Genomic DNA, 12,430 nt, shown 5'->3' with positions numbered 1-12,430 from the left:
GCGGGCGCCCCTGATGCACGCGCTGGTGGTGCTGTTCGACGAGGAGGCGGACTCGGCGGTCCGGGCGCTGTGGCGCGCGCTCGGCGCGACCTCCGAGTTCCCGCCGCACGTCACCTGGGCGGCGGCGACCGCGATCGGCCCCAAGGTGCGGGCCGAGCTGGCCGCCGACCTGGAGCACCTGTGGCTGCCGGACCTGTGGCTGCGAACCCTGGGCACCTCGGCCGAGTCCGAGCCGTCCCTGGACCTGACCGCCGTCGTGGACGCCGAGCTGCTGGCCGTGCACTCGGCGATCCACGACGTGCTGGCGGGCCGGGTGCGCAACCCGACCGCCCGGCACCTGCCCGGCTCGTGGACGCCGCGCTGCACCCTGCTCAAGGGCGAGCCCGCCGAGGTGTCGGCGGCGTTCGCGAAGGTCAACCCGGTGCCGCCGATCCGGGCGCGGGTGCGCGAGCTGTCCGTCCTGGACACTCAGACCGGCGGGGTGAGCCCGCTCAAGAAGGCTTCCACGGCACCCCGGTAGACGTCGGGGGCCTCGTCGTGGACGACGTGCCCCGACTCGGGAACGAGCAGGTGCGCGCCGCCGGTGCGGCGCGCCACCTCGGCCTGCTGGCCGGGTCCGAGCGGGTGCAGCCCGGCCTCGACGACCAGCACCGGGCAGGCGACCGCGTCCACCACGTCCCAGTACGCCCGCTCGCCCCACTCGGCGGCGATCTCGTAGAGGTCCTCCAGCTGGGCGATGAGGTGGTAGCCGTCGCCGCGCTCCTCGAACATCTCCTCCACGCCCTGCACGTCCACGACGGACCGCACGTGGGCCAGCGACTGGAACGGCACCGGCCAGGCGTCGAAGTACCAGCGCCAGTCGTCCACGGACCTGCCCCGGTTGTCCGGCACGAAGTCCTCCGCGACGACGGCGCGCACCAGGTCGGGTCGCGCGGCGGCGAGCGCGAGCCCGTGCAGCGCCCCCATCGAGTGACCTAACACCACGCACGGGCCCAGTCCCAGGCGTTCCACGAGCGCCTCGGCGTCGGCGACGAAGTCCTCCGTGCGGAACGGCCCGCGCTGCGGGTTCCGCCCGTGGCCGCGCGCGTCGTAGGCCACGACGCGGCCGTGCGCGGTCAGCCAGCGGGCCACCTTCCACCAGGTGGTCGCCCTGCTCATCAGGCCGTGCACCAGCAGGATGCCCTGCCCCTGTCCCCCGAACTCGATGACGCTCATGCGTGCATCATGTCCGCATGGCCATCAGCCCCAGGGCCCGCCCTTACCTCCTGATCACCGCTGTCGCGCTGCTCGTCGCCGGTCTGCTGGTCGTGCGCCTGCCCGACGGGTCGGACACAGCGCGGGAGAGCCCGACGGCTCCCGCGCCCGCGTCGACGCCCGCCGTGGTGGGGCAGCGGGGCGGGGCGGGCGCGGGCGACCCGTACTACCCGGAGGACGGGAACACCGGCTACGACGTGGCCGGGTACGACGTGTCCATCGGCTACGACCCGGCGACCGGCCACCTGGACGGGGTGGCGCGGGTGACCGCTCGGGCGACCGCCGACCTGGTGTCGTTCAACCTGGACCTGCGCGGGCTGGAGGTCTCCTCGGTCGAGGTCGGGGGCGAGGGCGCGGGGTTCGCCCGCGAGGGCGAGCAGGAGCTGGTGATCACGCCGGCCACGCCGCTGGCCGAGGGGGCGGAGTTCACCGCCGTCGTCGCCTACTCGGGTGAGCCGCAGTCGTTGCAGGACCCCGTGCTGGGCACGAACGGGTGGCAGCGGTCCGAGTCCGGCGGGGCGTTCGCGGCGGGCGAGCCGCACTCGGCGACCACCTGGTACCCGGCCAACGACACCCCGCGCGACAAGGCGTCGTTCGCGCTGAGCGCGCGGGTGCCGGACGGCTGGTCGGCGGTGTCGATCGGGCTGGAGAGGGGCTCGACCAGCGAGGGCGGCTGGACCGCGTTCCGCTGGGAGCACCCGGAGCCGGTGGCGACCTACCTGACCACCGTGGCGGTCGACCGGTGGGAGTTCGAGCGGGGCGAGCTGCCGGACGGGACGCCGGTGGTGAACGCGTACGCGCCGGGCGCGGAGGCGGCGCGGGCGCACGGGCGGGAGCTGCCGTCCGTGCTGGCGTTCCTGGCCGACCGGTTCGGGCCCTACCCGTTCGACGCGGCGGGCGGCATCTACCTGTCGGACCGGATCGGGTTCTCGCTGGAGACGCAGACCCGGCCGATCTACGCGGCGTGGGCGGACCTGGAGACGGTGGTGCACGAGAACGCGCACCAGTGGTTCGGCGACGCGGTCACCATCAAGAGCTGGGCGGACATCTGCCTGAACGAGTGCTTCGCCAGCTACTCGACCTGGCTGTGGGCCGAGTCGCTGGGCGCGGACCTGGACGCGGACTACCGGGCAGAGGTCGAGAAGTGGCGCGGCAACACCGGGTACTGGTCGCGGAAGCTGTACGACATGGGGCGCGGCAACGAGTTCCGGGGCGTCTACGACAAGGGCCAGCTGGCGGTGCACGCGCTGCGCGCGCGGATCGGCGACGAGGCGTTCGACCGGGTGCTGAAGAGCTGGGTCTCCGAGCACCTGGACGCGAACGCGTCGTGGCCGGAGTTCGAGGCGCACGTGCAGCGGGTGTCCGGGCAGGACCTGTCGGCGTTCTTCCAGGCCTGGTTCCGGGGTGGCGCGATCCCCGCCGACGAGCACCTGTGGCCGGGCGGCCTGCGCGGATAGGCTGGCGGCATGGCGGTTGTGAAGATCAATGCGATCCACGTGCCCGAGGGGTCCGGCCCCGAGCTGGAGAAGCGGTTCGAGGCGCGGCTGCGCGCGGTGGACGAGGAGCCCGGCTTCCTGGGCTTCCAGCTGCTGCGCCCGGTCGCCGGCGACTCGCGCTACTTCGTGGTGACCCACTGGGCCGACGACGAGTCGTTCGACAACTGGCGCAAGGGCCGCGCCGAGGCCGCGCACGCGGGCGAGCGGGCCAAGCCGGTGGCCACGGGCGCGGACCTGCTGGAGTTCGAGGTCGTGCTGGAGTCCTGGCCTGAGCGCGGCTGACCGCGCGGCCCGGCTGGTCTCGGGGGCGGGCGCGCTGCTGGTGTGCGCGGGCGCCGGGATGGGGGTGGACTCCGGCCTGCCCGACTTCCGGGGGCGCGCGGGCTTCTGGCGCGCCTACCCGCCCTACGAGCGGCTCGGGCTGAGCTTCGAGGAGATCGCGGACCCGGTGCACTTCGCGCGCGACCCGGAGTTCGCGTGGGGGTTCTACGGGCACCGGTTGGCGCTGTACCGGGCGACCGCGCCGCACGCCGGGTTCGCGGTGCTGCGGCGGTTGGGGGCGCGGGCGTTCACGTCCAACGTGGACGGCCAGTTCCAGCTCGCCGGGTTCGCGGGCGTGGCCGAGGTGCACGGGTCGATCCACCACCTGCAGTGCCAGGAGCCGTGCTCCGACGACGTGTGGTCGGCGGACGGGGTCGTGGTGGAGGTGGACCCGGAGACGATGCGCGCGGTGTCGCCGCTGCCGACGTGCCCCCGGTGCGGCGGGGTGGCGCGGCCGAACATCCTGATGTTCGGGGACTCCTCGTGGGTGGAGCACCGGACCGGGGAGCAGCTGGCCGAGCTGGCGCGGTGGCGGCGGGCGGCCGGGTCCGGGCTGGTGGTGCTGGAGCTGGGGGCCGGGACGGCGGTGCCCACGGTGCGGCGGTACGCGGAGCTGTCGAGCGCGGCGACCGGGGCGCTGGTGCGGGTGAACCCGCGCGAGGCGGACGTGCGGCACGGGCGCGGGATCGCGGTGCCGGAGACGGCGCTGGAGTTCCTGAACCGGTTGGCGGACGCGGCGGGCTGAGCGCCCGGTGAGCGCGCCCTGGACCGGTCGGTCCGGCACCGGTCAGTCCGGCACGACGAACTGGGCGACCACCGCGCGGTGGTCGCTGCCGGGGACGTCCACGGCCGTGAACCAGTCCACCGGGCAGCGGTCGTCCACCAGCACGTGGTCCAGCGCCACCAGCGGCGGCACGACGCCCTCGTTCGGCCAGGTCGGGGTCAGGCCCGCGCCGACCCGGTCGGCGGCGTCCGCGTAGCCGGTGCCCAGGAGCCTGCGCAGGGGCGCGTGGTCGAGGGTGGCGTTGAAGTCGCCCGCGAGGACCCGGATCGGGCCGTCGGCGTTCCTGGGCGGCAGCGCGGCGAGGTCCCGCCGCCACTGCGCGGGGCCCTGGGGCTCGACCGGTGGCATCGGGTGCACCGACACGACCTCGACGTCGTTGCCGTTGGGAAGCTCCACCACGGCGCTCGCCTGCCGGAAGGAGCTGGGGCCGACCAGGTGCGCCGGGGTGAGCGGGTAGCGGGAGGCGATGCCGGAGCCCGAGCCGCCCGGCTCGTCCTCGAGCACCCGGTGCGGCAGCACGGCGTCCAGCCCGGCGTCCTCCAGGTCCCGCACCATGGCCGGGGACAGCTCCTGCATGGCCAGCACGTCGACGTCCCGCTCGATCACCTCGCGCACGACCACCTCCGCGTCGGCCTTGCCCACGAGGAAGTTCGAGGCCATCACGCGCAGCGGCAGGCCCGCGCCCGCCGGGCGGTCGTCCGCGATCGCCCTGGGGGTGAGGGAGGCGGCCAGGAGCAGGCAGACCGGCAGGACGACCAGCGCGACCGGCCAGCGGCGCAGCAGCAGCGCCAGCGCGCCGACCAGGACGCCCGCGGCGGTCACCAGCGGGGTCAGCGCGGTGGTCGCCGCCAGGTAGCGGTTGCCGTCGACGCCGAGCAGGCGGGTGAGCGCCGGGACGAGGAACCCGACCGCGAGCAGGACCACCAGGGCCGTCGCGGTGCGACCCCCCACGCGGCGCGCCGGAGCTTCGATCACACCGTCTAGTCTGCCCGAATGGACGACCCGACAGTGCTGATCACCGGTTTCGAGCCGTTCGGAGGCGAGCGCACCAACCCGTCGTGGGACGCCGTGCGCGAGCTGGCCGAGCGCGATCCCTCGCTCATCGCGGTGGAGCTGCCGTGCGCCTTCGACGCCTCGGCCCGCGCGCTGCGGGAGGCGGTGGAGCGGCACCGGCCGGACCTGGTGGTGTGCGTCGGGCAGGCGGGCGGGCGGAGCGGGGTCACGCCGGAGCGGGTGGCGATCAACCTCGCGGACGCGCGCATCCCGGACAACGACGGGGCGCAGCCGATCGACGTGCCGGTGGTGGAGGGCGGCCCGGCGGCGTACTTCACCGGGCTGCCGGTGAAGGCGTGCGTGGCGGCGCTGGAGGAGGCGGGCATCCCGGCCTCGGTGTCGCACACGGCGGGCACGTTCGTGTGCAACCACGTGTTCTACGCGCTGATGCACCTGGTGGCGACGGACTTCCCGGACCTGCGGGGCGGGTTCGTGCACGTGCCGTTCGCGCCGGAGCAGGTGGCGGACCGGGAGGGCGTGCCCAGCCTGGAGGTGTCGCGGACGGCGGACGCGCTGGGGCTGATCGTGGCGACCTGCCTGAGCACCACCGACGACCTGGCGATCAGCACCGGCACCCTCAGCTAGCCCGCGCCGGACCGGCGGGCCCCCGGCTGGCCGGCGGCGGACCGCCTCACGACGCAGGGGAGCCCCCGTGGACTCCACGGGGGCTCCCCTGCTGTTCCTCGAACTCCAGGGCGGCGGACCGCCTCAAATCACTCGCCCGAGGCCTCGCCCTGGGCGGAGTCGTCGCCGCCCGCCGAGGCCAGGTCCACCGGCGGGGAGTCGGGGACCTTGGTCGGCTTCGGCTCGCTGCGGAAGACGAACTTCGCCTTGTCGTGCTGGTCGGACTCGCCGTCCCAGCCCTCGACGTCGGTGATGACGATCTGGCCGGGCTGGATCTCCCCGAACAGGATCTTCTCCGACAGCTGGTCCTCGATCTCGCGCTGGATGGTCCTGCGCAGCGGGCGGGCGCCGAGCACGGGGTCGAAGCCCCGCTTGGCCAGCAGCTGCTTGGCCTTCTCGGTCAGCTCGATCGCCATGTCCTTGTTCTTCAGCTGCGTCTCGACGCGGGCGATCAGCAGGTCCACCATCTTGATGATCTCTTCGCGAGTCAGCTGGTGGAACACGATGATGTCGTCGATGCGGTTGAGGAACTCCGGGCGGAAGTGCTTCTTCAGCTCGTCGTTGACCTTGTTCTTCATGCGCTCGTAGTTCGAGGCGTTGTCCTGCCCCGACGCGAAGCCCAGTCCGACGGCCTTCGAGATGTCCGAGGTGCCGAGGTTCGACGTGAAGATGATGACGGTGTTCTTGAAGTCCACCGTCCGGCCCTGGCCGTCCGTGAGGCGACCGTCCTCCAGCACCTGCAGGAGGGTGTTATAGACCTCGTTGTGGGCCTTCTCGATCTCGTCGAACAGCACGACCGAGAACGGCTTGCGCCGCACCTTCTCGGTGAGCTGGCCGCCCTCCTCGTAGCCGACGTAGCCGGGAGGCGCGCCGAAGAGCCGCGAGGCGGTGTAGCGGTCGTGGAACTCGCCCATGTCGATCTGGATGAGCGCGTCGTCCTCGCCGAACAGGAAGTTCGCCAGCGCCTTGGACAGCTCGGTCTTGCCGACGCCGGACGGGCCGGCGAAGATGAACGAGCCCGCGGGGCGCTTGGGGTCCTTCAGGCCGGCGCGGGTGCGCCGGATGGCCTGCGAGACGGCCTTGACGGCCTCGACCTGGCCGATGATGCGCTTGTGGAGCTCGTCCTCCATGCGCAGCAGGCGGGTGGTCTCCTCCTCGGTCAGCTTGAAGACCGGGATGCCCGTCCAGTTCGCCAGGACCTCGGCGATCTGCTCCTCGTCGACCTCGGCGACGACGTCGAGGTCGCCGTCCTTCCACTGCTTCTCCCGCTCGGCCTTCTGGCCCAGCAGGGTCTTCTCCTGGTCGCGGAGCTTCGCGGCGCGCTCGAAGTCCTGCGCGTCGATCGCGGACTCCTTGTCGCGGCGCACGTCCGCGATCTTCTCGTCGAACTCGCGCAGGTCCGGCGGCGCGGTCATCCGGCGGATGCGCATCCGCGCGCCCGCCTCGTCGATGAGGTCGATCGCCTTGTCCGGCAGGTACCGGTCGTTGATGTACCGGTCGGCCAGCGTCGCCGCGGCCACCAGCGCCGAGTCGGTGATCGAGACGCGGTGGTGCGCCTCGTACCGGTCGCGCAGGCCCTTGAGGATCTCGATCGTGTGCTCCAGGGAGGGCTCGCCCACCTGGATCGGCTGGAAGCGGCGCTCGAGCGCCGGGTCCTTCTCGACGTACTTGCGGTACTCGTCGAGCGTGGTGGCGCCGATGGTCTGGAGCTCACCGCGCGCCAGCATCGGCTTGAGGATGCTCGCGGCGTCGATCGCGCCCTCGGCGGCGCCCGCGCCGACCAGGGTGTGGATCTCGTCGATGAACAGGATGATGTCGCCGCGGGTGCGGATCTCCTTGAGCACCTTCTTCAGGCGCTCCTCGAAGTCGCCGCGGTAGCGGGAACCGGCCACCAGCGAGCTGAGGTCGAGCGTGTAGAGCTGCTTGTCCTTCAGCGTCTCGGGCACCTCGCCCTTGACGACCATCTGCGCCAGGCCCTCGACGACGGCGGTCTTGCCGACGCCGGGCTCGCCGATGAGCACCGGGTTGTTCTTGGTGCGCCGGGACAGCACCTGCATGACCCGCTCGATCTCCTTGGCCCGCCCGATGACCGGGTCGAGCTTGCCCTCGCGGGCCATGGAGGTCAGGTTGCGGCCGAACTGGTCCAGCACCAGCGACGAGGACGGCGTGCCCTCGCCCCGGCCACCGGCCTCGGCGGGCTCCTTGCCGCCGGAGTAGCCGGAGAGCAGCTGGAGCACCTGCTGGCGGACCCGGTTGAGGTCCGCGCCCAGCTTCACGAGGACCTGGGCGGCGACGCCCTCGCCCTCGCGGATCAGGCCGAGCAGGATGTGCTCCGTGCCGATGTAGTTGTGCCCGAGCTGCAGCGCCTCGCGCAGCGACAGCTCCAGAACCTTCTTGGCGCGCGGGGTGAAGGGGATGTGCCCGCTGGGTGCCTGCTGGCCCTGGCCGATGATCTCCTCGACCTGCTGGCGCACGCCCTCCAGCGCGATCCCCAACGACTCCAGCGCCTTGGCGGCGACACCCTCACCCTCGTGGATCAAACCCAGGAGGATGTGCTCGGTGCCGATGTAGTTGTGGTTGAGCATCCTGGCCTCTTCCTGGGCCAGGACAACCACCCGCCTCGCGCGGTCGGTGAACCTCTCGAACATTCGCACTCCCTGACTGCTGCGCCGGCGGTCCTCGGCTCGCCACTGGCATCCGTGGAGAGCGCGGCACCGTGGGACCACTGTAGTCGTTGCCCCGTCGCTCTCCGCTTCCGTTCAGAGCCTGTCGTCTTCGGGGAACTCCTACATCCGGTTACAACGGGTCATCTGCCAGGCAGATTCCGCGAACCGGGCGTTGTCCGCTGAGCGCGAACACCGCCATTGGTAAGGTAAGGCAAACCTCAGACGGCACGACCACAAGGACCCTGCTTCCCCATGACCGTACCGGCGCGGATCGACCCCCGCGACGCGCTGAACCCCCTGGCGGACACCGTTTCGGCCACGTCCTCCCTGGTGGGGTGGCTGGAGATCCGCTACGAGCGAACGGGCCGCGGCGCACCCGATGGATGGACCCGGTGCTCCGACCTGCTCGCCGATCCGGGGCGGTTCACCGCCTGGCGCGGCGAGCTCGCCGACTGGCTCCGGGAGCGGCACGGCGGCTCCACCGAGCGCGCCACGGCCGGGTACGTGCTCGGCTGGTACCTGGGCGCGGTCGGGATGCTCGGCGGCGCGCTGTTCCACCGGGCGCGCCGGGTCCCGTCGCTGCGCCCCGAGGACCTGGCGCTGCGGCTGGCCGACGACGGCAGGCCCGACGTGGTCGGCGTCGCGCTGCTGGCGGGCGGCTTCGCCTGCCTGCCCGGCGATCCCGCGGGCAACCACCCCGAGGCGACCGTCGTGGCCGACGAGTCCGCGCTGGCCGCGCTGCTGCGCGCCCGGTTCGCCGGGCACGCAGCCGCGTTCGCCGCCGCCTACGGCCCGACCACCCGGCTGGGCGGGCGGGCGCTGTGGGCGGCGGCCACGGACGCGCTGGACGGCTCGGCGTGGCTGGCCGGGCTGCACGGCGGCGACGAGGCGGCCGGGGTCGCGGACTCCGCGCTGCTGCTGCCGTTCCCCGAGGCCCCGTACACCTCGGCGACGACGTTGCGCGTGGTCGACGGGACCTGGACGCGCCGCCGGGAGAGCTGCTGCTTCCACTTCACCCTTCCGGGGGCACAGGCGTGTGACACCTGCCCCCGCGTCTGCGGGAAGTGACCGGCTCTCCGCCGTTCGTTGGAAGGATCAGCCCTTCGGGTGGTCTTGCCTGCGGTTGGCCGCCGCGTGCGTCGTGGACCGGATCGGCACCACCATCGGGGTGCCCGCGACCGGGTCCGCGATGACGGCGGCCTCCAGCCCGAACACCTCCTCCAGCACCTCCTCGGTCAGCACCTCGGACGGCGCGCCCTGCACCACGATCCGACCGTCCTTCATGGCCACCAGGTGGTCGGCGTAGCGGGCGGCGAGGTTCAGGTCGTGCAGCACCATGACGATCGTGCGCCCGCCCTCGGCGTGCAGCAGCCGCACCAGGTCCAGCACGTCGATCTGGTGCGCGAGGTCCAGGTAGGTCGTCGGCTCGTCGAGCAGCAGCAGGTCGGTGCCCTGGGCGAGCGCCATGGAGATCCAGGCGCGCTGGCGCTGGCCGCCGGAGAGCTGGTCCAGGGTGCGCTCGGCGAGGTCCTCCATGCCGGTCAACCGCAGCGCCTCGGCGACGGCGGCCTCGTCGTCTCCGGACCACTGCCGGTACCAGGCCTGGTGCGGGTGCCTGCCCCTGGCGACCAGGTCGGCCACGGTCAGCCCCTCGGGGCCCTGCGGGGTCTGCGGCAGCATCCCGAGCACCTTGGCCACCTCGCGGGTGGGCGCCTGCGTGATCGGCCTGCCGTCGAGCAGGACCTGCCCGCCCCTGGTGGGCAGCAGGCGGGCGAGCGCGCGCAGCACCGTGGACTTGCCGCAGCCGTTGGGGCCGATGACGGCGGTGACGGCGCCGTCGAGCACGTCCAGGTCGAGCCGGTCGACGACCAACCGGTCGCCGTAGCCGATCGACAGCTCGCGGGCGCGCAGGCGCGCGCTGGGGGACGGGGGTGCCGTGGTCATGTCCTCGCCTCCCGGCGGCTGCGGATGAGCAGGTGCATCAGGTACGGGGCGCCGAGCACGGCGGTGACCACGCCGACCGGCAGCTCCGTGCCGTCGACCAGCTGCCGGGCGATCAGGTCGGAGAGCACGACCAGCACGGCGCCGACGACGGCCGAGCCGAACAGCGGCGGGGTCGCGGTGCCCGCCAGGCGCACGGCGATCTGCGGGGCGGCCAGCGCCACGAACCCGATGGGGCCCGCGGCGGCGGTGGCCACGGCGGCGAGCACGACGCCGAGCAGCAGCAGGGCGGTGCGGGCGCCGTTGAGCCGCACGCCGAGGCCCCTGGTGGTGTCGTCGCCGAACTGGAGCGCGCCGAGCGTGCGGGTGGCCAGCACCGAGGCGGGCAGCAGCACGACCAGGGCGAGCGCGACCGGGACGATGTGCTCCCAGCCCCGGTTGTTGAGGCTGCCCGCGATCCAGACCATGGCGCGGGCGGTGTCGTTCACGTCGGCCTTGGTGAGCAGGTACTGGGTGGCGTTCGCGGTGATCGCGGTGACGCCGACGCCGACCAGGACGAGCCGGAAGCCCTCGATGCCGCGCCGCCAGGCGATGCCGTGGACCACCAGCCCGGCGATCAGGCCCCCGGCGAGCGCGGCCAGCGGGACGCCGACCTGGGCGACCGCGCCCGCGACCGCGCCGGAGCTGCCCGCCAGGACGATGACCAGCACCGCGCCGGTGCCCGCGCCCCAGGTGACGCCGATGATGTCCGGGGTGGCCAGCGGGTTGCGGGAGATGGCCTGGAAGATCGCGCCGGAGGCGGCGAGCGCGGCGCCGACGAGCAGGCCGGTGAGCACGCGCGGCAGGCGCAGCTCCACCACGACGAACCGCTGGCTGCGGCTGCCGCCGCCGAGCAGCACGTCGACGACCTGGCCGAGGCTGATCGGGAAGTCGCCGTAGGCGATGGCGACGGAGAGGACGGCCGCGGCGAGCGCGAGGCCGCCGACGACCAGGGCGATCGGGCGCGGGCGCAGCGGCCAGGAGAACGGGCCGAGGCGGACGCCGGTGCGGCCCTTCACGGTCGGGCGCGCGAGCGCGTCGCCGCCGACCGGGACGCCGGACGCGAGGCCGACCGAGGTGGCGCCGGTCGCGGGCGCGCCCCTCGCCGAGCCGTCCGCGGCGCTGTCCGCGGCGCCGTCCGCCGGGGGCCCGGTCACCGCGGCCCCCTCCCCCGCCGCGCCGCCGTCCCCGCTCACAGCTTCACCAGGTTCCGGCGGCGGACCAGCGCGACGAAGAACGGGGCGCCCACCAGGGCCATCACGATGCCGACCTCCAACTCGCCGGGCCGGGCGACCACCCGGCCGAGGACGTCCGCCACGAGCAGCAGCACGCCGCCCATCAGCCCGGCCACCGGCAGCAGCCACCGGTGGTCCGGCCCGGTCACCGCGCGGGCGGCGTGCGGGACCACCAGGCCGAGGAAGCCGATCGGCCCGCAGGCCGCGACCGAGCCGCCGACCAGCAGGGTGACCGCGCCGACGCCCAGCGCCCTGGTGCGGTTCACGTCCTGCCCCAGCGAGCGGGCCACCTCGTCGCCGAGCGAGAGGGCGTTGAGGCCGGGCGCGTTGAACGCCGCGAGCACCAGCCCGACGACCAGGAACGGCAGCACCTGCCACAGGACCTCGACGTCGCGCCCCTCGACCGACCCGACCTGCCAGAACCGGAACGAGTCCAGGCTCTGCCGGTCGGACAGCACCACGCCGGAGATCAGGCCCTGGAGCAGCGCGCTGACCGCGGCGCCCGAGAGGGCGAGGGTGACCGGGGTGGGCCCGCCCCGGCCGGAGCCGAGCAGGAAGACCACGACGCTGGCGGCGAGCGCGCCCGCGAAGGCGAACCAGACGTAGCCGAGCGGGCTGGTCACGCCCAGCAGGGAGATCGCGAGGACCACGGCGAAGCCCGCGCCCTGGTTGATGCCCAGGACGCCGGGGTCGGCCAGCGGGTTGCGGGTGTGGCCCTGGATCAGCGCGCCGCCGACGCCGAGCGCCACGCCGACCGCGAGCGCGAGGCCCGTCCTGGGCAGGCGCAGCTCGCGGACGATCGAGTCGTCCTCGGTGCCGGTCGGGCTGAGCAGCGCGTGCGCCACCGAGCCGAGGTCGATCGACTTGGAGCCGAACGCGACGCTCGCGGCGGCGGCCAGGGCGAGGGCGCCCAGCAGCAGCGCGAGCACGCCGTAGCGGCGGGTCGTGCGGACGGTCACCACGCGCTCTCCTCATGCCCCGCCGTGGACGGTGAGGTGAGCCTAACCGAACTTGCCC

12 protein-coding genes are annotated in these 12,430 nt (G+C 73.6%); 6 read left to right on the top strand and 6 right to left on the bottom strand.

The window, feature by feature from the left end; all coding sequences use genetic code 11:
* Positions 1-13: 13 nt before the first annotated feature.
* Positions 14-520 carry a 2'-5' RNA ligase family protein gene (locus tag CNX65_RS01755; RefSeq protein ID WP_096491202.1) on the top strand — a complete coding sequence of 169 codons (507 nt, stop codon included), beginning with the start codon at positions 14-16 and terminating at the stop codon, positions 518-520.
* Here the strand turns inward: CNX65_RS01755 and CNX65_RS01750 are convergent.
* Entirely contained in the window at positions 469-1,215 is a 747-nt protein-coding gene (locus tag CNX65_RS01750) for an alpha/beta fold hydrolase (protein WP_096491201.1), read from the bottom strand. The two genes, CNX65_RS01755 and CNX65_RS01750, sit on opposite strands and share 52 nt — an antisense overlap.
* A 17-nt stretch (positions 1,216-1,232) precedes the next feature.
* Between CNX65_RS01750 and CNX65_RS01745 the strand changes: the two genes are divergently transcribed.
* From CNX65_RS01745 to CNX65_RS01735, 3 genes are read left to right on the top strand one after another with little or no spacing between them, the layout of a single operon-like run.
* The gene (locus CNX65_RS01745) at positions 1,233-2,711 is read left to right on the top strand and encodes a M1 family metallopeptidase (RefSeq protein ID WP_096491200.1); all 1,479 of its coding nucleotides are present in this window, start codon (positions 1,233-1,235) and stop codon (positions 2,709-2,711) included.
* Between the two features lie 9 nt (positions 2,712-2,720).
* The gene (locus CNX65_RS01740; RefSeq protein WP_096491199.1) at positions 2,721-3,032 is read left to right on the top strand and encodes an antibiotic biosynthesis monooxygenase family protein; all 312 of its coding nucleotides are present in this window, start codon (positions 2,721-2,723) and stop codon (positions 3,030-3,032) included.
* Between the two features lie 58 nt (positions 3,033-3,090).
* On the top strand, positions 3,091-3,816 hold the full coding sequence (locus tag CNX65_RS01735; protein ID WP_232519663.1) for an SIR2 family NAD-dependent protein deacylase: 726 nt from the start codon (positions 3,091-3,093) through the stop codon (positions 3,814-3,816).
* A gap of 42 nt (positions 3,817-3,858) precedes the next feature.
* Here the strand turns inward: CNX65_RS01735 and CNX65_RS01730 are convergent, their stop codons facing one another.
* Positions 3,859-4,830, bottom strand: a complete 972-nt coding sequence (locus CNX65_RS01730; protein ID WP_096491197.1) for an endonuclease/exonuclease/phosphatase family protein — start codon at positions 4,828-4,830, stop codon at positions 3,859-3,861.
* Between the two features lie 18 nt (positions 4,831-4,848).
* On the opposite strand from CNX65_RS01730, the gene pcp reads away from it, so the two are divergent.
* Entirely contained in the window at positions 4,849-5,493 is a 645-nt protein-coding gene (pcp, locus tag CNX65_RS01725) for a pyroglutamyl-peptidase I (RefSeq protein ID WP_012782968.1), read from the top strand.
* Positions 5,494-5,621: 128 nt separating this feature from the next.
* On the opposite strand, the gene CNX65_RS01720 is transcribed toward pcp, so the two are convergent.
* On the bottom strand, positions 5,622-8,180 hold the full coding sequence (locus CNX65_RS01720) for an ATP-dependent Clp protease ATP-binding subunit (RefSeq protein WP_096491196.1): 2,559 nt from the start codon (positions 8,178-8,180) through the stop codon (positions 5,622-5,624).
* Between the two features lie 270 nt (positions 8,181-8,450).
* On the opposite strand from CNX65_RS01720, the gene CNX65_RS01715 reads away from it, so the two are divergent.
* Positions 8,451-9,266 (top strand): (2Fe-2S)-binding protein, encoded by an 816-nt coding sequence (locus CNX65_RS01715; RefSeq protein ID WP_096491195.1) that lies wholly within the window; start codon positions 8,451-8,453, stop codon positions 9,264-9,266.
* A 27-nt stretch (positions 9,267-9,293) separates the two neighbouring features.
* Here CNX65_RS01715 and CNX65_RS01710 read toward each other — a convergent pair whose 3' ends face one another.
* The 3 genes from CNX65_RS01710 to CNX65_RS01700 are packed head-to-tail and all read right to left on the bottom strand — an operon-like array spanning position 9,294 to position 12,375.
* Entirely contained in the window at positions 9,294-10,142 is an 849-nt protein-coding gene (locus tag CNX65_RS01710; RefSeq protein ID WP_096491194.1) for an ABC transporter ATP-binding protein, read from the bottom strand.
* Positions 10,139-11,374 carry a FecCD family ABC transporter permease gene (locus CNX65_RS01705; protein WP_232519662.1) on the bottom strand — a complete coding sequence of 412 codons (1,236 nt, stop codon included), beginning with the start codon at positions 11,372-11,374 and terminating at the stop codon, positions 10,139-10,141. The genes CNX65_RS01710 and CNX65_RS01705 overlap by 4 nt, the downstream gene beginning before the upstream one ends.
* Positions 11,371-12,375: a FecCD family ABC transporter permease gene (locus CNX65_RS01700; protein ID WP_096491193.1), complete on the bottom strand. Its 1,005-nt coding sequence runs from the start codon at positions 12,373-12,375 to the stop codon at positions 11,371-11,373. The genes CNX65_RS01705 and CNX65_RS01700 overlap by 4 nt, the downstream gene beginning before the upstream one ends.
* Between the last annotated feature and the right edge of the window lie 55 nt (positions 12,376-12,430).

Origin of the sequence: Actinosynnema pretiosum, assembly GCF_002354875.1 — a bacterium.
Lineage (GTDB): Bacteria > Actinomycetota > Actinomycetes > Mycobacteriales > Pseudonocardiaceae > Actinosynnema > Actinosynnema auranticum.
Note: the sequence above shows the minus strand (reverse complement) of the source record. Positions and strands in the feature narration are given on the sequence as shown.

What these genes read in the sequence shown, in the direction of transcription:
- CNX65_RS01755 (WP_096491202.1), top strand. Translation starts at nt 14, where the DNA reads ATGCACGCGCTGGTGGTGCTGTTCGACGAGGAGGCGGACTCGGCGGTC.
- CNX65_RS01750 (WP_096491201.1), bottom strand. Translation starts at nt 1,215, where the DNA reads ATGAGCGTCATCGAGTTCGGGGGACAGGGGCAGGGCATCCTGCTGGTG.
- CNX65_RS01745 (WP_096491200.1), top strand. Translation starts at nt 1,233, where the DNA reads ATGGCCATCAGCCCCAGGGCCCGCCCTTACCTCCTGATCACCGCTGTC.
- CNX65_RS01740 (WP_096491199.1), top strand. Translation starts at nt 2,721, where the DNA reads ATGGCGGTTGTGAAGATCAATGCGATCCACGTGCCCGAGGGGTCCGGC.
- CNX65_RS01735 (WP_232519663.1), top strand. Translation starts at nt 3,091, where the DNA reads ATGGGGGTGGACTCCGGCCTGCCCGACTTCCGGGGGCGCGCGGGCTTC.
- pcp (WP_012782968.1), top strand. Translation starts at nt 4,849, where the DNA reads ATGGACGACCCGACAGTGCTGATCACCGGTTTCGAGCCGTTCGGAGGC.
- CNX65_RS01720 (WP_096491196.1), bottom strand. Translation starts at nt 8,180, where the DNA reads ATGTTCGAGAGGTTCACCGACCGCGCGAGGCGGGTGGTTGTCCTGGCC.
- CNX65_RS01715 (WP_096491195.1), top strand. Translation starts at nt 8,451, where the DNA reads ATGACCGTACCGGCGCGGATCGACCCCCGCGACGCGCTGAACCCCCTG.
- CNX65_RS01710 (WP_096491194.1), bottom strand. Translation starts at nt 10,142, where the DNA reads ATGACCACGGCACCCCCGTCCCCCAGCGCGCGCCTGCGCGCCCGCGAG.